General features: G+C 66.0%; 18 protein-coding genes, 2 tRNA genes and 3 pseudogenes. 16 read left to right on the top strand and 7 right to left on the bottom strand.

The window, feature by feature from the left end; genetic code table 11:
- Positions 1-95 precede the first annotated feature (95 nt).
- The 3 genes from OR16_RS14455 (at position 96) to OR16_RS14445 (ending at position 2,710) form a co-directional block, all read left to right on the top strand.
- Positions 96-1,316 (top strand): GGDEF domain-containing protein, encoded by a 1,221-nt coding sequence (locus OR16_RS14455; RefSeq protein WP_006158696.1) that lies wholly within the window; start codon positions 96-98, stop codon positions 1,314-1,316.
- A gap of 122 nt (positions 1,317-1,438) precedes the next feature.
- Complete coding sequence (gene cysK / locus OR16_RS14450) at positions 1,439-2,356, top strand: cysteine synthase A (RefSeq protein ID WP_006158695.1); 918 nt, start codon at positions 1,439-1,441, stop codon at positions 2,354-2,356.
- A 153-nt stretch (positions 2,357-2,509) separates the two neighbouring features.
- A complete protein-coding gene (locus OR16_RS14445) occupies positions 2,510-2,710 on the top strand; it encodes a hypothetical protein (protein WP_006158694.1) in 201 nt (66 codons plus the stop codon).
- 19 nt (positions 2,711-2,729) lie between these two features.
- Here OR16_RS14445 and OR16_RS14440 read toward each other — a convergent pair whose 3' ends face one another.
- Both OR16_RS14440 and OR16_RS44070 read right to left on the bottom strand, forming a co-directional pair.
- Positions 2,730-4,451: a hypothetical protein gene (locus OR16_RS14440; RefSeq protein ID WP_006158693.1), complete on the bottom strand. Its 1,722-nt coding sequence runs from the start codon at positions 4,449-4,451 to the stop codon at positions 2,730-2,732.
- A gap of 273 nt (positions 4,452-4,724) precedes the next feature.
- Positions 4,725-4,874, bottom strand: coding sequence for a hypothetical protein (locus OR16_RS44070; protein ID WP_158001357.1), 150 nt, complete (start codon positions 4,872-4,874; stop codon positions 4,725-4,727).
- A gap of 160 nt (positions 4,875-5,034) precedes the next feature.
- Here OR16_RS44070 and OR16_RS14435 point away from each other — a divergent pair, with 160 nt between their 5' ends.
- The 4 genes from OR16_RS14435 to OR16_RS14420 all read left to right on the top strand — a co-directional run bounded on the left by OR16_RS14435 (position 5,035) and on the right by OR16_RS14420 (position 9,348).
- Positions 5,035-5,325 carry a hypothetical protein gene (locus OR16_RS14435; RefSeq protein ID WP_006158692.1) on the top strand — a complete coding sequence of 97 codons (291 nt, stop codon included), beginning with the start codon at positions 5,035-5,037 and terminating at the stop codon, positions 5,323-5,325.
- Positions 5,326-5,601: 276 nt separating this feature from the next.
- The gene (gene pobA, locus OR16_RS14430; protein ID WP_006158691.1) at positions 5,602-6,771 is read left to right on the top strand and encodes a 4-hydroxybenzoate 3-monooxygenase; all 1,170 of its coding nucleotides are present in this window, start codon (positions 5,602-5,604) and stop codon (positions 6,769-6,771) included.
- Between the two features lie 90 nt (positions 6,772-6,861).
- Positions 6,862-8,193: an MFS transporter gene (locus tag OR16_RS14425; RefSeq protein ID WP_006158690.1), complete on the top strand. Its 1,332-nt coding sequence runs from the start codon at positions 6,862-6,864 to the stop codon at positions 8,191-8,193.
- Positions 8,194-8,514: 321 nt separating this feature from the next.
- Positions 8,515-9,348 (top strand): hypothetical protein, encoded by an 834-nt coding sequence (locus OR16_RS14420; RefSeq protein WP_006158689.1) that lies wholly within the window; start codon positions 8,515-8,517, stop codon positions 9,346-9,348.
- 178 nt (positions 9,349-9,526) lie between these two features.
- On the opposite strand, the gene OR16_RS14415 is transcribed toward OR16_RS14420, so the two are convergent.
- Positions 9,527-10,054: a metal-dependent hydrolase gene (locus OR16_RS14415; RefSeq protein WP_043419742.1), complete on the bottom strand. Its 528-nt coding sequence runs from the start codon at positions 10,052-10,054 to the stop codon at positions 9,527-9,529.
- A 161-nt stretch (positions 10,055-10,215) separates the two neighbouring features.
- Between OR16_RS14415 and OR16_RS14410 the strand changes: the two genes are divergently transcribed.
- The 3 genes from OR16_RS14410 to OR16_RS14400 all read left to right on the top strand — a co-directional run bounded on the left by OR16_RS14410 (position 10,216) and on the right by OR16_RS14400 (position 11,119).
- On the top strand, positions 10,216-10,620 hold the full coding sequence (locus OR16_RS14410; RefSeq protein WP_006158687.1) for a hypothetical protein: 405 nt from the start codon (positions 10,216-10,218) through the stop codon (positions 10,618-10,620).
- A gap of 268 nt (positions 10,621-10,888) precedes the next feature.
- Positions 10,889-10,964 (top strand) — tRNA-Glu (locus OR16_RS14405).
- 78 nt (positions 10,965-11,042) lie between these two features.
- Positions 11,043-11,119 (top strand) — tRNA-Asp (locus OR16_RS14400).
- A 175-nt stretch (positions 11,120-11,294) separates the two neighbouring features.
- Here the strand turns inward: OR16_RS14400 and OR16_RS45760 are convergent.
- From OR16_RS45760 to OR16_RS48240, 3 genes and pseudogenes are all read right to left on the bottom strand, one after another.
- A pseudogene (locus OR16_RS45760) lies at positions 11,295-11,926 on the bottom strand (GntR family transcriptional regulator).
- Between the two features lie 71 nt (positions 11,927-11,997).
- Positions 11,998-12,576: a hypothetical protein gene (locus OR16_RS47280; RefSeq protein WP_063709587.1), complete on the bottom strand. Its 579-nt coding sequence runs from the start codon at positions 12,574-12,576 to the stop codon at positions 11,998-12,000.
- A gap of 88 nt (positions 12,577-12,664) precedes the next feature.
- A pseudogene (locus OR16_RS48240) lies at positions 12,665-12,979 on the bottom strand (asparaginase domain-containing protein); the annotation flags it as partial.
- Between the two features lie 166 nt (positions 12,980-13,145).
- Here OR16_RS48240 and OR16_RS45745 point away from each other — a divergent pair.
- Both OR16_RS45745 and OR16_RS14385 read left to right on the top strand, forming a co-directional pair.
- A complete protein-coding gene (locus OR16_RS45745; RefSeq protein WP_237717063.1) occupies positions 13,146-13,391 on the top strand; it encodes a hypothetical protein in 246 nt (81 codons plus the stop codon).
- Between the two features lie 8 nt (positions 13,392-13,399).
- Positions 13,400-14,485, top strand: a complete 1,086-nt coding sequence (locus OR16_RS14385) for an MFS transporter (protein ID WP_237717062.1) — start codon at positions 13,400-13,402, stop codon at positions 14,483-14,485.
- Between the two features lie 54 nt (positions 14,486-14,539).
- Here OR16_RS14385 and OR16_RS14380 read toward each other — a convergent pair.
- Positions 14,540-16,088, bottom strand: a pseudogene (locus OR16_RS14380) (ATP-binding protein).
- 167 nt (positions 16,089-16,255) lie between these two features.
- Between OR16_RS14380 and OR16_RS14375 the strand changes: the two are divergent.
- The 4 genes from OR16_RS14375 (at position 16,256) to OR16_RS14360 (ending at position 20,838) form a co-directional block, all read left to right on the top strand.
- Entirely contained in the window at positions 16,256-16,861 is a 606-nt protein-coding gene (locus OR16_RS14375) for a response regulator transcription factor (protein WP_006158683.1), read from the top strand.
- A gap of 172 nt (positions 16,862-17,033) precedes the next feature.
- Positions 17,034-17,726 (top strand): DUF746 domain-containing protein, encoded by a 693-nt coding sequence (locus tag OR16_RS14370; RefSeq protein ID WP_006158682.1) that lies wholly within the window; start codon positions 17,034-17,036, stop codon positions 17,724-17,726.
- A 733-nt stretch (positions 17,727-18,459) separates the two neighbouring features.
- Positions 18,460-19,659 carry a TolC family protein gene (locus tag OR16_RS14365; protein ID WP_237717061.1) on the top strand — a complete coding sequence of 400 codons (1,200 nt, stop codon included), beginning with the start codon at positions 18,460-18,462 and terminating at the stop codon, positions 19,657-19,659.
- A gap of 21 nt (positions 19,660-19,680) precedes the next feature.
- Complete coding sequence (locus tag OR16_RS14360) at positions 19,681-20,838, top strand: efflux RND transporter periplasmic adaptor subunit (RefSeq protein WP_006158680.1); 1,158 nt, start codon at positions 19,681-19,683, stop codon at positions 20,836-20,838.

Below are 20,838 nucleotides of genomic sequence, written 5' to 3'. Positions count from 1 at the left end.
CCTGGCGCACAGACGGGCTTTCGCAGCGTGCGCGAACCCACGTTCGAAGGCCAACTCCTGCGCAGCGATGCTGCGCCGAACTCGATGGGGATCTCATGCAGTCAGATGAGGGCAGTGCCGTGATCGCACTGCTTGTCCTGTTTACCGCCACTCAGATCATCCTCGTAGCCCTGATGCTGGCTTTGCGCGAGAGCGCCGTGGGCCGCGCGTGGGGCGCCGGCCAGGTGCTGGCCTGCGCCGCGGGCCTGCTGGTGATCGACGCGCGCGGCGGGTCCACCTGGTTCCTGCTGGTGGCGCCAGCCTTGGGCGTGGCCGCCCAACTGCTGATCCTTCGCGGCGTATCGCTGACCGATCACCGCCCTTCGGTACCCGTGCCGCTCACCGCCAGCGTGCTCGCCATCGCCGCCGTACTGGCCGCCGCGCTGGGCAGCGGCAGCAGCCTGGCCGAAGTCACCGGCTACGTGGTGGCCGCCATCATCGCCTGCTTCACCTTGGCCCGCCTGCTGCAGCGCCCGTTTGCCCCGACCCGGCGCAGCCGTCCGCTGGTGCTGGCCGCGTGCGGCCTGCAACTGCTGGCGCAATACTGCGGCCTGTATGCGGTGCTGGAGGCCGGCGCCCCGGAGCCAGCCCTGAGTGCCGAGGCCTTGTTGCAGCTGCGCCTGCTGCCTGCCCTTGTGGCGATCCTCGCTGGCCTGGCAGGCTTCACGCTGATGGCCATGGAAACCATCCTGGCCGAGCAGGAGAAGCAGGCCCGACTCGATGCGTTGACGGGGCTGCCGAACCGCGGCGCCATGGATGCGGCGGCGATGACACTGGCCGCCGAATTCAACCGCCACGGCCATCCGCTGAGCTGCCTGGTGATCGATATCGATCGTTTCAAACGCATCAACGATAGCAGCGGCCACCGCGCCGGCGACCGCATCCTGCAGCAGATCGGCCGCGTCCTGAAGGAGACGCACCGCGCCACGGACCTCGCCGGCCGCTACGGCGGCGAGGAATTCTGCGTGCTTTGCCCGCACACCACCGAAGCCGACGCCATCCTGCTGGCCAACCGCATCCTGCGAGGCATCCGCGCCATCGCATTGCCCCGCGAGCTTGGCGGGTTCGCCAGCGCCAGCATCGGCGTCGCGCAGATCCGCGAGCGCGAGCGCGAGAACGGCGGGAGGGCCACCTGGGACAAGCTGTTTGGCAGCGCGGACCGTGCCTTGTATGAAGCCAAGCGGCGTGGCCGCGGCCGGATCGTGCTTGCCTCCAAGCTGGAAGCGCTGCCGGCGCATGCACTCTGCCGGACCGCGCGCGCCGAAGCCTGCCACTAAGCCGCTCGCCAATATGGCGTGGAAATCTCATTGCTGGCCCGCCGCCCGGCTAGAATCCCCCAGTGCATGCTTGTCCGGACCCGCTCGCAAGTCCGGTTCGAAACCATTCCTGGAAATCCTAAATGAAGGCCGACAACATCCTGCAGACCATTGGCAATACGCCCCATATCCGTGTCCAGCGGCTCTTTGGCGATAGCCATCAGGTCTGGATCAAGTCCGAGCGCGCCAACCCGGGAGGCTCCATCAAGGACCGCATCGCGCTGTCGATGGTCGAGGCAGCCGAGCAATCCGGCGTGCTCAAGCCGGGCGGCACCATTATCGAGCCCACCTCGGGCAATACCGGGATCGGCCTGGCCATGGTGGCGGCGGTCAAGGGCTACAAGCTGGTGCTGGTGATGCCGGACAGCATGTCGGTGGAACGCCGCCGCCTGATGCTGGCCTACGGCGCCACCTTCGACCTGACCCCGCGCGAAAAGGGCATGAAGGGCGCCATCGCCCGCGCCGAGGAACTGGTGGCTGCCACGCCGGGCGCCTGGATGCCGCAGCAGTTCGAGAACCCCGCCAATATCGAGGCCCACGTCAACACCACCGCGCTGGAAATCCTGGCGGATTTCCCGCAGGGCATCGATGCCCTGATCACCGGCGTGGGCACGGGCGGCCATATCACCGGCTGCGCCCGCGTGCTCAAGCAAAAGTGGCCCGCGCTGAAGGTCTATGCCGTCGAGCCGGTCGCCTCGCCGGTCATTTCCGGCGGCGCGCCCGCGCCACACCCGATCCAGGGCATCGGTGCCGGCTTCATTCCCCGCAACCTGGATACCGTCCTGCTCGACGGCGTGATCCAGGTCGACGCCGAGCCGGCGCGCGAAATGGCGCGCCGCGCCGCGCGCGAGGAGGGCATGCTGGTGGGTATTTCGTCGGGCGCCACCCTGGCCGCGATCGCGCAGAAGCTGCCGGACCTGCCGGCCGGCGCCACCGTGCTGGGCTTCAACTACGACACCGGCGAGCGCTATCTCACCGTGGAAGGCTTCCTGCCCGCCTGAGGTTAAGCGGCATTGCCGGATTCTCTTCGGGCAGCGAGGCGCGCCGTGAGCCATACTGGAGATTGACCGGCGCCAGCGCAACGGCAAGCGCGGGCGGCCGATATGACCAATATGGCATTGACACAAGCGTTGACACAATGACAAGGAGCTGAGATGACCATCCCGAGTTATGAAGTCGCCCGACTGGCGTCCCTGGCGGTGCGGCTTGCGCTATCGTCTGGCCTGTCGCACGAAGAGATGCAGGCTGCGCTCAGCCTCGCGGCCACCATGATCGAGCAGGACGAAGGCGCGACGCCTGAAGGCGCGGCAGCGGCAGCGGTGCCGCACGCCAAGGTGACACGCACAATCCACTAACGGCGCGCCGCGGCGCCCCTCAATCCAGCAAACCTGCCCAATACAGCTCCGCCGCTGCCAGCACTGCCCGCATCTGGGTAGTGTGCGCCAGGCGGAACGCATCGCCATAGACCGTCTGGTCCGGGAATTCGGTGACCAGCGTGAACGGCACCGTTGAGCGGTGATCCTCGATGATCATGCAGGGAATGCCGTTCAGCACCGGGAACGGCACTTCACCGGCGTGGCGGCTCCAGGTCGCCAGCTGGCGCGCATTGAACCCAGCCAGATCCGACGAGGCCGCAAGCTGCGCAGTCAGCGCCTGCATGAATGCCATGCCATCGCGCCCGGCGTGGTGGCGCAGGATCAGGAAAAAGCCCTTGGGAATGGTCCAGGTCTCGAAGCCTGGCGGTACGTAGCCGGTGAGCGGCCGCGTCCATTCGTGGGCGGGGTATCCGTGCAAGCTCATGTGCAACCCGGCGCCGGTGCGCTCGATGGCTTCCAGCCGGGCCGCTTTCTCCACGAACGGCGGTGCCGTGCGTGCCTCCAGGTCGTCGCCCAATGCGGTGTAACGCGCGGCATGCGACATATGGCGCGGATTGTCCTCGCGCAACTGCACGTGCAAGGCCGCGCCGTCCGGGTTCTCCATGGCGATCAGGGCGAAGTTCGCCTGCGGACGCAGCTTGAGCGCGTGCGCCGCGCGCAGCGCCCCCACCACGCCGGACGTTTCGTTGGCATGCTGGCCGCCGGAAATCACCAGCCCTGGCAACGCGCCTTCGATACAGGTGCCGTGGACCTCGCGCCCCTGCGTGGAAAGCACGCTGAAACGCTTGCCGCCCAGGGCATGCATCTCGACAGCGGCCTGCTCCGGCGTCAGGGGCTGCGAGAGCCCGGCAAGCGCCTTCGCGCTCAGCGGGGACGCGGCCGCGGCGGCCGACAAGCGAGGGTGCGGCAGCAATTCCACCCGCACCCGCGTGGCGCCATCCGCTCGGTGCACGTCGGGAACGATCTGGCCGGGCTGCAAGGTGCGATCGCCGCGCGGCAAGCCGGCGCGGTCCTGGAAGAATTCCAGGATGGAGAAATACAGGTCCTCGTGCAGGGCCTCGCGGGTACTGATGCATTCGTCCTGGTAGGACAGCCGGCGCTCGATGCCGCCCGTGCCGATGGCGATGCGCAGCACATCGAAATACGGTCCCTGCCGGCCCCAGGCATGGCCGCGGATCGCCCCCATGGCTGCGGCGAATGCCAGTTCGTACTCGGTGGCGAGCGGGCCGTCCTCCAGCACGGCGCCATCGCGCCGCAGACGCAGCCACCCGCAAGGCGCGCCCGAGGCCGCGAGCGGCACGAACACGCGGTGGGCAACGCCCTCCAGCTCGACGACGTAGTGGCCTTCGTCGTCCCCTTCGCTAAGCCGCAGGCTGCCTTCGGGCAGCATGCCGGCGAGCGGATAGGCTTCCAGCCGGAAACGTTGCGACTGCGCCGCCGATGTCGCCGCTGGCAGGCGCACGGATATTTCGCCCGCGGCAGCAAGACGGCCGCCATCGTGCTCCAGCGCCAACGCATCGAGAAAGAAATGCAGCAGCGGCTTGTAAGCGCTGTGGATGACCGCCGGCACGCCAGCGGCGGCAAGCCGCTGCTCGGCCGCGCGGCGCGTTGCGACGTCCTCGAACAGCCAGGCTTGCACGCGTATGCCCGGCATTGCCCCGAGGCGCTCAATCAGGGTATCCAGTGTGTGCGCAATGGCGGTATCGAGCAGGATCGTCATGGCTGGCCTTGGCGCCGCGCGCGGCGGACTGGGTGTCGGATCCGGCATTATAGGCAGGCTCCCGGTTGCCCGTGCGAGCGCCAAGGGGCGCGCTCCGATAGTTGGTCCGGGCGGCAACGGCGTTCACAGGCAATGCCGGGCCGCGGCACATTTGCTCGTGCACATTTCCTTACAACCCGGACATACATTGACGTCATAGGATCGCTAAGCTGCCCCCCTTGAGCAAGCCTTGTCTTGCCATTCCAAGGAAAGTACGCATGATCCGCTCCCTTTCTAACGCAACACGACTTCCTGCCACGCCTGCGCGGCGGCCCCGATGAAGTGGTCCACCATCGTGTTGGTGCTGCTCGGCTGGCTGGGCGGATGTGCCGCCATCGGATGGCTGCTGATGGCCTGCTCGGGCATGTTGTCCCGGTAAGCCACGCCAGCGCGCGGGCGGGCAATTCACCGCTCGGCCATCGATTCACCAAGCCGTCGCGCCACCAACCACACGCCATTTCGTAACGGGGTATTTCAGTGGCGTGGCCGGATCCCGCTGCGCACCCCGACCATCACCGGCCCATTTCCAAGGCAAGGAGAGACCATGTACGATCACGCCGCCATGCCGCGCGAGAGCCACGGCGCCCTCACCACAGGCGCCATGCAAGACACGACCACACCGCGCACGAGCCCCACGCGCCATGCGCGCGCCGCGCGGGCGAACGTTGCCTCCGGCGACGTCCTGATGTCGGATATCGGCCTGCTCAAACTGTGCCGTCACTGCGCAGAGCACTGGCCGGCTGACGGCGAGTTCTTCGCGCGGGACACACGCCGCCAGGACGGCCTTGAACACATCTGCAAAGCTTGCCGCAAGGAGCAGCGCTCCGGCCGCTGAAGCGCAACGACATGTACGGAATGTGAAGGCCTGTGCGTGCGGACGGCGCACTAGGGCGCGTCTCCGAGCACACCGACAGAATGCACAATTCCGGCTAAATTCAATCGAAAACCTAGGGTTTTCCCCAGACTCAACAGGATATTTCGGCACATTCCGCGCTAAGCCAGAATGTTCGTTTTGTCCTGTTGATGGTTCGTTCCGTCTATTCCCTCCCGTGCCTGGCGCAGCTATTGTTATGTTCAAGAACAATCCCTATCCCGCACCAGGAGACACGCGATGCGTACACAAGTCGCCATCATCGGCGCAGGCCCCTCCGGCTTGCTGCTCGGGCAACTGCTAGCCAAGGCCGGCATCGATGCGGTCATCATCGAGCAACGCAGCCCCGAATACATCCTCGGCCGCATCCGCGCCGGCATCCTTGAAAGCGTGACCGCCGATGCGCTGGAGCGCGCTGGCGTGGCCGAGCGCCTGCGCCACGATGGCTTGGTTCATCACGGCATCGAGCTGTCCTATGGTGGCGAGCGCCATCACATCGACTTCCAGGCGTTGATTGGCCGCTCGGTCACGGTCTATGGCCAGACCGAAGTCACCCGCGACCTGATGATCGCCCGCGCGGCCGGCAATGCCGTCACCGTGTACGACGCGCAAGACGTGAGCGTGCACGATTTCGATACCGCCACGCCCGTGGTGCGCTATCGCAAGAACGGCCAGCAGCATGCGCTGCGTTGCGATTTCATCGCGGGCTGCGACGGCTTTCATGGCGTCACGCGGCGCAGCGTGCCCGAGCCGTCCAAGCGCATCTTCGAGCGGGTCTACCCCTTTGGCTGGCTGGGCGTGCTCTGCGACACGCCGCCGGTGGCCGATGAGCTGATCTATGCCAGCCACGAGCGCGGCTTCGCGCTGTGCAGCATGCGCTCGCTCACGCGTAGCCGCTATTACGTGCAGGTGGGCGCCGACGAACGGGTCGAGGACTGGTCCGATCAGCGCTTCTGGGACGAACTGCGCGGCCGCCTCGACGCCAGCGCCGCCGAGGCGCTGGTGACCGGCGCGAGCATCGAGAAAAGCATCGCGCCGCTACGCAGCTTTGTGTGCGAGCCGATGCGCTTTGGCAACCTGTTCCTGGCGGGCGACGCTGCGCATATCGTGCCGCCCACCGGCGCCAAGGGCCTGAACCTGGCCGCCAGCGATGTCCTCTACCTGGCCGACGGCCTGATCGCGCGCTACCTGCACGACGATGCCAGCGAGCTGGACGCGTACTCACAGAAATGCCTGCGGCGGGTCTGGAAGGCGGAGCGCTTCTCGTGGTGGATGACATCGCTCCTGCACCGCTTCCCCGATGCCGATGACTTCGCGCTGCGCATCCAGCAAGCCGAACTGGACTACCTCACGGGCTCGCGCGCGGCCCAGACGTCGCTGGCGGAAAACTACGTCGGCCTGCCTTACTGAGGCGATGCGCGAGGCCAAGCGGCCAAGCGGCCAGCCTCAAGAAACCAGAGCATTCGCCGCCAACGAGCGGCATAGCAGGAGACCCGCACCATGACGCCCCCAAACAGCGGCCAGCCGGCCGCATCCCCTGACCGTGCACGCCATCCCGGCGCCGGCATCGACGTCCAGCAGTTCATCGACAGCCTGCCGTTCTCGCGCTTCCAGTGGCTCATCCTGATCCTGTGCTTCCTGATTGTCGCGGCCGATGGCTTCGACACCGCAGCGATCGGCTTTATCGCGCCGATGCTGGCCAAGGAATGGGGCGTCAGCCGCGCCCATCTCGGGCCGGTGATGAGCGCGGCCTTGTTCGGCCTGGCTGCCGGCGCGCTGGTAGCGGGGCCGCTGGCCGACCGCTTTGGCCGCAAGTTCCTGACCGGCCTTGGCCTGGGCGCGGCCATGCCGAACGCGGTCACGCTGATGTCGGAGTACGCGCCCACGCGGCGCCGCTCGCTGGCGGTCAACGCCATGTTCTGCGGCTTCACGCTGGGCTCCTCGGCCGGGGGTTTTGCCGCGGCCTGGCTGATTCCGCACTATGGCTGGCATTCGGTGCTGCTGGTGGGCGGCGTCGCGCCGCTGCTGCTGGCCGTGTTGCTGATCTTCTTCCTGCCGGAGTCCGTGCGTTTCCTGGTGGCGCGCAAGGCCCCGGACGCGCGCATCGCCGCCGCGTTGTCCAAGGTCCACCCGGGCGTGCTGCGCGGCGACGAGCGCTTCCAGGTGCAGGAGACCGTGCCCGCCGACGCCGCGCTCACCGGTGCTTCCTCGCTGCGCACCATCCTGATGCCGCAGTTCCGCGCCGGCACCGTGTTGCTGTGGACCACGTACTTCATGGGGCTGCTGATCTTCTACCTGCTGACGAGCTGGCTGCCGACGCTGTTCGCCGACGCGGGCTACCCGATCGAGAAGGCCGCGCTCATCACCGCGCTGTTCCCGCTGGGCGGTGGCATCGGTACGCTGACCGTGGGCTGGCTGATGGACCGTAGCCATCCGTGGCGCATCGTGGCAGGCACCTACGCGTTGACTGGCGCGCTGGTCTATGCGGTGGGCCACGGCGCCGGCGATGTGTTCCTGCTCGGCGTGCTGGTGTTTGCCGCCGGCACCTGCATGAACGGCGCGCAATCCTCCATGCCCACGCTGGCCGCCGGCTTCTATCCCACGCAATGCCGGGCCACCGGTGTGGCCTGGATGCTGGGCATCGGCCGCTTTGGCGGCATCGTCGGCGCGCTCTTGGGCGCGCAGATCCTCGGATTGGGATGGAGCTTCAGCAAGATCTTCAGCCTGCTCTCGCTGCCCGCCTTTGTTGCCACCGCCGCGCTGCTGATCGCCTCCATGCGGCCCCGGACCGCGCCGCGCGCCGCCATTGCCCAGCACGATGCGGCTCACTGATCCGCACGCTGCCCCTGCGGCTTTCTAGTATCACGTTCCGGTGAATCCTCGCCAAGCTCTACCAAGCTTGGCGAGGATTGCATCGGCGCAAGCCGTGCCATGAAATGCGATTGCCCGGGCAACCCCCGTTGCGTCCATCCTTCATTGGGATGATGCACCGGCGCGATTGGTTCGCTGGCCCACACACCTTGTGTTGCCGCGGGCAGGAAACGGCACCGCCCGCTTTGCCCGCGGCTCGGCCGCGGCTTACCATGCCAGGAAAGACAAGCCCGGCAACAGGGCAGCTATACCTGAGAGAAATCGCAGTAAGGCGGGGACATTTTGGCGAATTACCTGGAAGAGTACTGCGCGCGCATCAGGCGCGGAGCGGCAACGGCCGTGATCGACAAACCGGTGCTGGTGGCTCGCGATGGCATCTACGCGATGTGCTACGTGCCGTTCGAGCACAGCCATGAGAGCGCGCGGCTGGTATTGGTAGGCACCACGCCCGGGCACACCCACGTGCAGCTGGCGGCGGAGCTGACCGAGAGCCTGCTGCGGCGGCATGCGCCCGGCCGCACCATCCAGCGCGAGAACAAGCGGCGCGCGGAGCTCGGCGGCCCGCTCGTGCGGCCCAACCTGATTCGCATGCTGGACCACTTCGGCATCGCGCAACTGGTCGGCCTGCCCGGCGCCGCGGCGCTCTGGGACGAAGGCTTCGAGCGGCTGCAGCCGCTGGCCTTGCTCCCCTATGCCACCACGCGGCGCGGCCTGGCCTTCGATGGCGACCTGGAAGAACTGATGGCGGTGCCGATGCTGCGCAGGGTGTTCGAGAACCTGTTCCTCGACGCGCTCAGGCAGATGGATGACAAGGTACTCTTCCTGGCGCTGGGGCGCACCGCGTGGTCCGCGCTGGGCCATGCGGCCGATCGCGGCCTGCTGCAGCGCCGGCAACTGCTGGGCATGCTGCCCGTGCCCGCGCGCGCGGGCAGCATGGTGAAGTACTTCCTGCGCGAGGTCAGCGCCGATGCACTCTCCCCACGAGACCCCGTGCGCCATCGCACCGCATGGCTCGACACCGCGCACGACGAACTGGCGGCGGCCGTGCGCAGGCAAAGCCGGCATGACACGGGCGCGTGCCTGCCCGGCACGGCGGCGACCTGCCTGGAGCCATGAAGCCGGCCACCGGCAATCTCCCGATATGCCGAAGCCATCACCCCACGTCGGTGGGGTGCATGTTCCACTTTGGCGCGCCGTTAGCCTTCTGTGAGGGAATTGCCTCCCTCGACATTCCCGATCGGCGGCCCCTTGTGGCCGCCTCTTTTTTTGTGCGCGCGCTCAGGCACGCGGACGCTCAGACCCGCAGGTGCCAGGCCCGCAGGTACTGGAACAGGTCCAGCCCGTGCGTGCCGTGGAACCACACGTGCCGCGACAGCGCCAGCGCGCCCATCCACGAGGCCGCGACCACCAGCAGGTCGCAGCGGCCACTCTTCCACCAGTTCAGCGAGTGGCGTCCAAGGACCCAGGGCACGCCAAGCGGGTTGGGCCAATCGGCCAGCAAGTGCATCAACCCGCCACAGGCAAACCCGAACGCCGGCGCGGCCAGCGCATGGGTGCCCAGCGAGCGGTGCGCGAACACCAGCAGCGCCAGCCAGGCGATGCCCCAGTGCGTCCAGGTGCGGTGCGTGATCCACAGGCGGCGGGATCTGGACCACCAGGCCACCTCCAGCCAGTCGGGCGCGCCGCCGCCGGCCACGCCTGCAAGAAAGGCCAGCACGGCGGCCAGGTGATACGGGCCGCCGGCACCGGCCTGGGCGACCACCGCGGCGGCAATCAGGCCTGCCGCCCAACCGGTGGCATGGTGTGCTTTGCTGGAAGCCATTGCGTCAGTGCGCTCATCGGGAGCCATGAAATGAAGGGGCGCAATGGTGGCAGATCGCATCGCAAAAGAACAGTGCTCGGCGCGCCGCTTGCGCGCCTGCGCCGCGCGCACTAAGTTGGAAACAGCTTGCGGCGTCGGCGCCGCGCACCCTGGGAGGGGTCATGAGATCGCAAATTGCCCGGCAGGCCAGCGCAATCCTGGCGGCATCCCTGTGGCTAGCCGCGGCGGCGCATGGCCAGCCGGTGGAATCCGGTCCGCTCACCATTGGCGGCTCGCTGGTAGTGGAAGGCCCCCTCACCGTGCATGGCACGCTGACCGTGGACGGCAGTGTGCTTGCGCACGGGCCCTTGACCGCAGCCTGGTTTGCCAGCCGCCCGCCGGCTTATGGCCGGCCACCTGGCGCAGGACGGCAAAAGGTGTTTCACGGCCCGCTCACCGTGCACGGGCCGCTGGTGGTGCAAGGCGACGTGCTGGTCAACGGGCCGGTCAACGTCGATGGCCCGCTTGACGCGTCCGGCAGCATCGATGCAGACGGCCCCATGCGCGAGCGGCGCCATGGCCCCTGAAGGCGACCGCGCCAACGACGCACATGCGGCTCAGGCGGCATGGCAGGGGTGTCCAGAGCAAGCGCGAGACACTAGCGACCCGCATGGCCTGCATCGTGGCAATAGCCTGGGCGCCTGTCTTGGCGAATACGGCTGCTCGGCGGCCGCGCGGTTTGACGATTTGACGATTTGCGCGGAAGAATAACCGGGGCTTCCCAGGGAGAAAAAAGGGCGCTATAATCGCGCCCCTCGCGACACGAAATGCACATGACGTTGCGAGCAAGTTCAGGTCCCCATCGTCTAGAGGCCTAGGACATCACCCTTTCACGGTGAGTACAGGGGTTCGAATCCCCTTGGGGACGCCAGTTTCGAGAGCAACGCCACCAAGCGCAGCCTCAACACGAGCGTCGGAAGCCGCAGCAAGCGGGTTCCACAGCCACTGCGGAGTGGTAGTTCAGTTGGTTAGAATACCGGCCTGTCACGCCGGGGGTCGCGGGTTCGAGTCCCGTCCACTCCGCCATTCGAGTCCCGTCCACTCCGCCAGCATTGCCTGGATACCGCTCGCATGCAGCGTATCCAGGAAAAAATATAGCCCGCCATCAGGTGGGCTATTTTTTTGCTCGCCGTCTTTGCCCGCCGTTTTTGCCCCCCTTCACCCGGCGGGTCCGCAGCGAACACCCGCCAGTGCGCCTGCGCTATGCCCCGCCGCCATCAACCGCATCGGAATTGTCGATCGCCTGCACGATGATCTTCAGCGTGTCATCCAGGTGATGGATGGTCTGACGCTTGGCGGATTCAGCATCGTGTTGCCTGTACTGGGACAGGATTTCGGCATGCTCGGCATTGCTCTGCGCGATATGTTCCGGGCTCATGTAGAGCGACAGCGAGATATACGGCGCAGCCGAATCGCGTAGCGTCTTGACCAGGTGGCCAGCCTGCTGTGTTCCTGCGACGCCCAGAGCGCCGCGTGGAACTCCAGGTTCAGCTCGGTCCAGCGCATGACATCCTGCGTCTGCAGCATCTCCTCATGGAACGCCTCGGCCCGGGCGATATCTGCCGCGGTGATGCCGCGGATCGCCTCTTCGACCATCATCGGCTCCAGCACCATCCTCAGCCGGTAGATCTCCTGCACATCATCCAGCGTCAGACCGCGCACCACCGCGCCGCGATGCGCGTCGAAGAACACCAGCCCTTCGGAGATCAGCGTGCGCAATGCTTCCCGAACCGGCGTGGTGCTCATCTCCAGCCGCTTGGCGAGGTCATCCTGGCGCAAGCGCTCGCCCGCGGTCATGCGGCCTTGCAGGATGTCGGCGCGCAAGGTCTGCACCGCATACTGATAGGCAGTCAGCCGGCGCGAAGGCGCGGCTTGCACTCTGGACGGGGGATTCGGCGAAGTCTTCAAGGAACGGGCTGCTGTCTGATGGGCGAATGGCGTGGCAGTGTACCCCACTTCGCAAGTGCTTCCGGGATCTGCTCGCGCGGCGTGCCGGCGGCCAGCAACGCCCCTAGCAACAGTCGCGCCTTCAACGGATGGAGCCACTTCGAAAGCATGGCGCCGCGCCGTGCCAGATCGACTTCGGAGCCGGCGAAACCATAGGTTTGAGAGGCCGTTGCCCCAGCCCCGGTGCGGCTCGCGATCACCACGGGCACCACCTTGGCCAGGCGCTCGACATGCTCGGCGAAGCCGAAGGAGACGTGCCCGGCCCCGAACGCCGCGACCACGATTGCCTCGTAACCGAGATCAAGCGCGGCCACGGCCAGATCGCCATCGTCGCCAAGCAGCGCCGGCACAACCGCCACCTTCGGAAATCGCCGCGTGGGCGGGCTGACCAGCGGCCTGTCGAGCGGCGGATGAAAGTACTCGGGCTGCCCCTCGACCACCCTCCCCGCGGGCCCGCCGTCGGGCGATACGAAGGTTTGGACGGAGAGGGAATCCGACTTGCAGACCCAGCGCGCCCTGTGCACGGTGTCGTTCATGACAACCAGCACTCCCGCGCCCGCGGCTCTGATCGTCCATGGCGACCTGCACGGCGGCCAGCAAGTTGGCAGGGCCATCCGCCCCCGCGGACAACGGCGTTCGCATCGCGCCGGTGATCACCAGCGGCTCGGGACGGCGCCAATACAGATCCAGGAAGAAGGCCGTCTCCTCAATGGTGTCGGTGCCCTGGGTCAGGACGACACCCTGCGCACCCGCGGCAATCTTGCCCTCGGCCCATGCCAGGCAGGCCAGCAACTGTTCAACGCCTAGCGAAGCGCTCGGCAACTGGAATAGCGATTCGGCGGAGATATCGGCCAGATCCCCCAGCCCCGGCACGGCCGCGACCAATTGGCCGGCGTCCAGCCTGGGGACGACGCCGCCGGCGGCATCCGAGGGCGTCATGCTGATGGTGCCCCCAAGCGAGGCAATGGCAATGAATGGGCGTGACATATGGGTTTTCCCGTATCCTTAGGTTATGCATTGTGCATTATATATGATATACAATTTGCAAAACAACCTCGGGCTCTTTACCCAACCCGCAACCCGTTACCCGTTACGGAGACGCAAGATGCACCAACCCCCGCCGCCCACCCGGTATCGCTTCACCATCTTCTTCCTGATCGTCGTGATTGCCCTGGTCAACTACATCGACCGCGGCGCCATTGCCTATTCGGCCGGACAGATCATCGAGGAGTACGGCTTCGACCGCGCCGGCTGGGGCGCCGTGCTGGGCTACTTCGGTTACGGCTATATGTTTGGCGCGCTGATCGGCGGCGCGCTGGGGACCGCCTGGGCGCAAAGCGGGTCTGGGTGATCGCAGGCGTGGCCTGGTCATTGTTCGCCATCTGCATGGTCTGGGCGGGCGACATCGGCCTCGCGGTTTTCGGCGGCTCGGCCCTGAGCGGATTTGCCATGGTGCGCATCCTCTTTGGCTTCTCGGAGGGGCCGGCCTACTCGATCATCAACAAGACCATGTCCGCCTGGGCATCGCCGGCTGAGCGCGGCTTCGCTGTATCCATCGGCCTGCTGAGCACGCCACTGGGCGCGCTGCTTACCGCGCCGGTAGCGGTCGGCCTGCTGCTGTTCACCGACAGCTGGCGTGCCATGTATGTGGTGCTCGGTGTCCTGGGCCTGGTGCTGATCGCCCTGTTCTCGCGCGTGTACACCAACCGGCCGGAGGATCACCCGAAGGTGAACGCGGCAGAACTCGCCCAGATCCAGGCCGGACGCGCGCACCCCCCCAAAGGCGCCGCAAGCGCGAGTGCCGCCTTACCGTGGTGGGCGTTTTTCAAGAGCCGCACGCTGGTTTTCAACTCCATCGGCTATTTCTCCTTTATCTACGTCAACTTCATGCTGCTGACGTGGACGCCGAAGTACCTTCACGACGAGTTCAACTTCACCCTCTCATCCCTCTGGTACATCGGGATGATTCCCTGGGTTGGCGCGTGCTTCACCGTATTGCTGGGCGGCCGTATCTCCGACTGGCTGCTCAAGCGCACGGGCAAGCTGGTCATTGCAAGAAGCTGGTTTGCCGCCGCCTCGCTGTTGCTGACCACCCTGTGCTTCCTGATGGTGTCGCAGGCGCACAGCGTGTGGACCGTCATCGCCCTGATGACGTTGGGCAATGCCTTGAACGCCTTGCCCAACTCCGTCTACTGGGCGGTGGTGATCGATACCGCGCCCTCTCGCGTCGGCACGTTCAGCGGCATCATGCATTTCATCGCCAACATCGCCGCGGTCCTGGCACCCACGTTGGCCGGCATCCTGTCGGCACGCTATGGCTACTCGTCAATGTTCATCGCCACCTCGGTCGCGACGGCATTGGGCGTGTTCGCCATGCTCCAGGTCCGCCCGGGCGTCGGTCCCCGCCTTGAGGGCGATGCGGGGATCGTTGCCTCGGCAGAATGATCCAGGCCATCGATGTCCTTGCCCGGGCATCTTCCTCGAATCCAGCCCACGCCTTCAACCCGATGCCGCCGCGCGCGGCAGCCGGACCACAAAGCTCGACCCCCGCCCTTCCTCGCTGGCGACCACGACCTCGCCCCGGTGCAAGTCGACTGCCAGCCTGACCAGGTACAGGCCAACGCCCGCGCCCGCCCGTGCCGGCGACATTGCCGCCGCGCACAAAGCGCTCGAAGATATGTTCGCGGTCCTTGTCCGGGATGCCCAGGCCGTGATCGGACACGGACACGCGGATCACGTCGGCATCCCCGGCCACCTGGACAGTGACCGGGGTGCCTGCGGGCGAATACTTGATCGCGTTGCCAACCAGGTTGCTGAAGGCCTGGAACAGCAGCTTGGCGTCGCCATGGAAGATTTCATTCAAGCCAGGGGCGACGATCTCCTCGATGACAGCCGCCGGGGAACTCTCCCGGTGCATCTCGCAGACTTCGTGCACCAGCAGGGTCAGGGAGAAATCGACGCCTTGCAGCGTGGCAAGGCGCCCGCCGTCCAGCAGCTGCGAGGAATCGAGCAGGTGGTCGATCAGGTTGGTCATGCGCCGCACTGCAACCCGGATCCGGCCGCAGCGCTCGCCGAGGACTTCGGCGGACGGCGCCTCCTTCATGCGCATGAGCCGCTGCGCGTGGCCGTCGATCACATTGAGCGGCGTGCGGAACTCGTGCGAGGCCATCGAGACGAAGTTGCGCTGGAGCACCGCCAGGCGCCGTTCGTTCTCCAGCGTGTCCAGCAGCATGGTGGTCTGGGCGGCCAGCGCCGCCTTGCTGCGCTCCAGTTCGAGCGTATTGTCGCGAAAGCGCACCACGGCGCGAGCGATTTCGCCGATCTCGTCCTTGCGCCCGGCGCCGGGGATCTCCACGTGAGGATCGTTGTCCATGATGCGGTGCATGCGATCGACCAGCCCCGCGATGGGATTCGACACGGCCCTGACCAGATAGATCACCGCCGCGATCACGAGGAAACCCGACACCAGGATGGCGCCGGCAATCAGTTGCCGGGCCTCGCGATAGGCGTCCGCCTCGCGCTCGGTCGCTTGTGCGGCGCCAACGACATTACGCTCGGTCAGTACGCCCAGCGTGCCGTTGGCCTGCTCGAAGGCGCGGCGCGACTCGCCGCGATAGAGCGCCACGGCCTGGGTCGTGTCCTTCTGGTGAGCCAGCGAGACCACGCGATCGACCAATTGCCGGTAAGCCGACCACTGCGTCATGAACTGCTCGTACAGCGCCAGCTCGGCCGGATCATGCTCGATCTTGCCGTAGCGGGCCTCGACCTCCTTGATCACGTCGTCGAGCTTGCTGATCTGCCCCTCGGCCGCGCGCAGGTCGGCGCGCGTGGTCGCGATCAACGCGTCGCCCTCGAACGCGCGGTAGTCCGAAATATAATTGTTGAGGTCGCCCAGGATGCGGTTGCTCTGCAGCCAGCGGCCGCTGATCTGCGCGGACACGCTATGAAAGTTGCTGAGCCGGTTGATGCCGAACAGGCCCACGCCCACCACCAGCAGCAGGAACATCACGAACACAAGCGACAGCCGGACGCGAATCGGCCGGAGCATGGGCACCGAATCGGGCAGCCCGACCAGGCGCCGCCCCAGGCTGCGGCGCACTCGCCGGCTGGCGGGCGCCGGACGAATCGAGTGATTCATAAGATTTTTATCCAGAATTTCGCTACGCTGTACGCTGGCGGGCCGCAAGACGCCGCTCGCCGCCACCAAGGACCACCATGACCGATGCCCGTCGGAAAATCCTCTGCATCGAGGACGATGCCGAGACGGCCGCGCTGATCGCCGAAGAGTTGATCGAGCGGGGCTTCGCCGTGAGCATCGCGCACGATGGCCAGCAGGGTTTCGCCGCCATCCTGCGCGACACGCCGGACCTCGTCCTTTGCGACGTGAGTATGCCAGTGATGACGGGCTTCGAACTGCTGGAGAAGATCACTTCGCTGGCACCGCGCTTTGCCGACATGCCCTTCGTGTTTCTCACGGCGCTGGCGCAGCGCGAGGCCGAGCTCAAGGGGCGCAGGCTCGGGGCCGACGACTACGTGGCCAAGCCGGTCGATTTCGACATATTGACCAGCATTGTCGAGGCCCGCCTTGCCCGGGTTGCGCGCACGCGGCCGGGCTTGCCGGCCGTGCAGCTCAGCGAGCGCGAGGTGGAAGCACTGGTCTGGTCGGCACGGGGCAAGACCTCGGGCGAGATCGCCACCATCCTGGGCCTGTCCAAGCGCACGGTCGACTTCCACATCGACAACGCCCGCCAGAAGCTGGGCGTGGCCACCCGCATCGAAGCGGTCGTCAAGGCCGCGTCCGCAGGCATCATCAAGCCCTAGCGGCGCGGCACCGCCCGCCCTACTGTGATCAATCACAGTACTCGGCGGCGGCCAACACACATAGAATCGGCGCAATTTGATCGCTCCCGGAGCACGGGTAGCAGGATTTTATGACCAGGGCACCAGCCCCGGGGCCCACGGCGTCAAGGCCGGATCCACCCGCGCCGACGATATGAGCAGATTCCAGCAGCAACGGCCCACGCGAGCCGAGATCGATCTCCCGGCCACGCGCGCGAGCGCGAACGTGTATCCCCATGTGGACGACCTGCGCCGCGCCACGACGCTGATCCATGTGCGCGCAAGCGGCGCGGCAGGCGTCTTCGATGCCGACCTGACCGCCTTCCTGCTGGCCGCGTGGCGTAAGCTGCATAGCACCAGCCACCGGCCGCCGCAGTGCCCGCGTTGCCACGCCCGCAAGTCGACCTATGACGGCAGCGACGGCAGTGGCCTGCCGACCTTTCATTGCGCGGGCTGCCGCCAGCGCTTCAGCCGGCTGACCGGCACCCCCATGGCGCGGCTCAGGCTGGAGGACAAGGCGGAAGCCTTCTTCAACCTGGCCTCCCAGCAGGTGTCGGTCGCCGAAGCGGCGCGGCGCCTTGGGATCAAGAGCGAAACCGTCAGGCACTGGTCGATCCAGACCCGCCTGTGGCTGCTGAAGCTCGATCGGCAAGGCGACTGGGAGCGGCGCGTGCAGCTCGGCGTTCGTTACGCGGTACTGCCGGCAGGCTCGCGCGGCGAGCCCGCAAGCGCGGTGCGCGAATGCAAGTGCATCATCGCCTCCGACGATAGCGACGCGCTCGCCGAAATGGAAAACGCGCCCCTGTTGATCCGGGTGTGCCCGCTATGCGAACAGACGGCGCACTAGCATGGCATAAAACAGCGCAATAAAGGGCAGGCGCCTCTTTCAAACGGCCCTCGACCTGATTCAATGCCAAACATCATCGATCTGTATTTATTTCGATGCTGATATTCTATTTACTTTAAATACATCCATGTATTTAATTCGCACGCCTTTTATAACGCGTATCGCGAAATAGTTAGTCCCGGCCACCTCATCCGCCCCATTTCTCGGGTAATCGCATGCCCGCAAGCGCCAACACGCCTCAACACGCGCCAGCCGGCTTGCGAAATAACATGACGCCCCGATGGATTTCGATAGCGATTCTGCTATCGAAATCCCGGATTGTCTACGCTGGATCCAAATACCTAATACGGGTAATCACCTAAATTTCCGAAAGCTATTTGCAATGTTCCGAAAGCTATTTGCAATGCTATGGAAGGGCGATTGAAAGACTTCCCTGTCATAACTGTTACAAGTAGCGATGGGAGTGTTCATGATTAAAAAACCAACTAATAGAAAAGTTGGAGCAGCCGTCATCCTGGTCCTTTCAGCTCGGGTCGCATGGGGTGTCCAGCTGAGCGGAGATACCGATCCGGTCCCGCTTGTTCCGCCTGTACAAAAAACGCCCGCTGCCGGCAAGGCGCCAGCCAGCGGGTGGGATCAGCCAACGCCACGCGGCGCCGGCGCGAGCGCCCCGCCAGCGGCCACGCTCAGTGCCGAAGAAAAGTCCAAGGGCCTCGTTGGCCCGGGGTTCTCCTTGTGGGAGCTGTCGGAGGAGTTGCGCGCCAGCAACCCGCAACTGATCCAGGCACGCTCGCTCTATATGGCGGCCAAGGCCACGGTGCCGCAGATCGCGGCGCCAAACAACCCGCAGGTGGGCTTTATCTGGGGCAACCTGCCCAAGAACAGCCCGCTGGCGCTGGCGCGCGCCGAGAGCTTCAGCTATACGCTCACGCAGTCGATCCCGTTCCCGGGCAAGAAGGCACTGGCCGCCGATATCGCCAACACGCAAGCCGAATCGATCGACGCGCAGCGCGACGCGCTGTACCTGCAGCTCTACGCGCAATTGAGCACGACCTACTTCCAGGCGCTGGCGCAAAAGGCGCAGCTCGACGTGCTGCGCCTCAATCTCGACGTGCTGCGCCTCAATCTCAAGCGGCTGGAGCAGGTCAAGCAGGTCGCGCGCATCCGCTACGCCAACAACGCGGCGGGCTATGTGGACTACCTCAACGCCCAGGTGGCGCAGAGCAGCGCGCAGAACGATATGTTTGGCCTGGAGCGCCAGCATGACAACGCGCTCAAGACCATCAACACGCTGATCGGCAAGAACCCGGAGTTCCCACTGGAACTGCGCCCGGACGCCGGCGCGGTGCGTCTGCCGCCCACACCGCTGCCCGAGCTGGAAGACATGGCGCTGCGCGAGCATCCCAATGTGCGGGCGTCGCGCTTCCTGGTGGAGGCGGCCGAGAAGGGCGTGCGCCTGGCCCGCAAAGCCTATCTGCCGGACTTCCAGATCATCGGCACCTTCAACGGCAACAACCCGCCGCTGGGCTTCAAGCCGGCCAGCTACGGCATCGAGTTCGACGTGATCATCCCGCTGTTCTTCTTCACCAAGGAAAAGTACGGGGTGGATGAAGCCGTGGCCAACAAGGTGGCCTCCGACGCCAATGACCAGTCGGTGCGCCAGCAGACGCTGCTGGCGGTGGATACCGCGCACAACAACCTGCGCCAGTCGGTGAACCAGGCCGAGTTCCTGCGCCAGCGGCAGTTGCCGGAGGCCATGACCGCCTACAAGATGGCCTTCACCAACTACGCCAACAACAACGCCGATTTCACCGACCTGCTGACCGCCAGCTCCGCGCTCAAGAATGCCGAGCTGGCCGTGACCCAGGCTGAATCCGATGCGCGCCAGGCGTACTACACCCTCGCCGCTGCGGTGGGACATGAGAAATTCTGATGGTCGCGAGGCCTTGAACCTATGAACAAGAATCTGATGATCGGCGCCGGCTTTGTGGTGGTCCTCGCCGGCGGTATCTGGGGCGGGAAATACTGGGCCCAGACACAACAAGTGCAACAACCGGAACCGGCGCAGACCGCAGCGCCCTACGCCAAGGCGCCCGAGGCTGCCAAACCGCGCCGCGTGCCATCACAGCTGACCCTGCCCGAAGGCGGCTTCGACCCGAACGCGGTCAAGTCCGCGGTGTTCAGCGCGCAAGCCGTGACGATCGACACGCCCACGCCCGGCAAGCTGGCCTACAACGTGCAGCAGGCCAAGCTGGCCTCGGCCCGCGTGGCCGGCCGCGTCGAGCGCATCCTGGTGTTCGAGGGCGCCGTGGTGCGTGCCGGCCAGCCGCTGGCCGAGCTGTACTCGCCCGAGTACATCTCCGCGCAGAACGAGTTCCTGCTCTCGCATAACGCCTTCAAGACGCTCAACAACAGCGACCTGAAGGAACTGGTGGACGATGCCCGCCTGACCATGCAGTCGTCCGAGAACAAGCTGCGCGTGCTGGGCGCGACCACCGAGGACATCGCCCGCATCCGCGAGCGCGGCGTCGCCTCCGACACGCTGACCATCCGCGCGCCGATCGGCGGCACCATCGTCAAGCGCGACATGGACCCCGGCTCCTACCTCAATGTCGGCGACTCGCTGATGAGCATCATCGACACCCGCTCGATCTGGTTCACCGGCAATCTCTACGAGAACGACATCAAGAACGTGCGCCTGGGCCAGGTCATCGAGATCGAGACCCCGGCCTACCCGGGCCGGCACTATCGCGGGCGCGTCAGCTTTATCGCGCCCAATGTCGACGCCGATACGCACACGCTGCAGGTGCGCTGCGACGTGCCCAACCCCGATGGGACCCTCAAGCCGGAGATGTACGCCACCGCGCGCATCGTCACCGGCAGCGCGCAGGCGCTGGTGGTGCCGCAATCGGCCATCGTCAAGGACCAGGGCAAGCTCTACCTGATGACGCAGCCCGACGACAAGCACATCGAGCGCGTGGCGGTGCAGGGCACGCCGCGCAGCGACGGCACCTTCCAGGTCACCGAAGGCGTGCCGGGCGGCGCGTCGGTGCGGGTGGTGACGCAGGGCGGCATGCTGCTGAACGAAATGCTGCTCAAGCAGGAGGCCTGA

Origin of the sequence: Cupriavidus basilensis OR16 (genome assembly GCF_000243095.1) — a bacterium.
GTDB classification, from domain to species: Bacteria; Pseudomonadota; Gammaproteobacteria; order Burkholderiales; family Burkholderiaceae; genus Cupriavidus; species Cupriavidus basilensis_D.
This window is presented reverse-complemented; position numbering and strand designations above follow the sequence as displayed.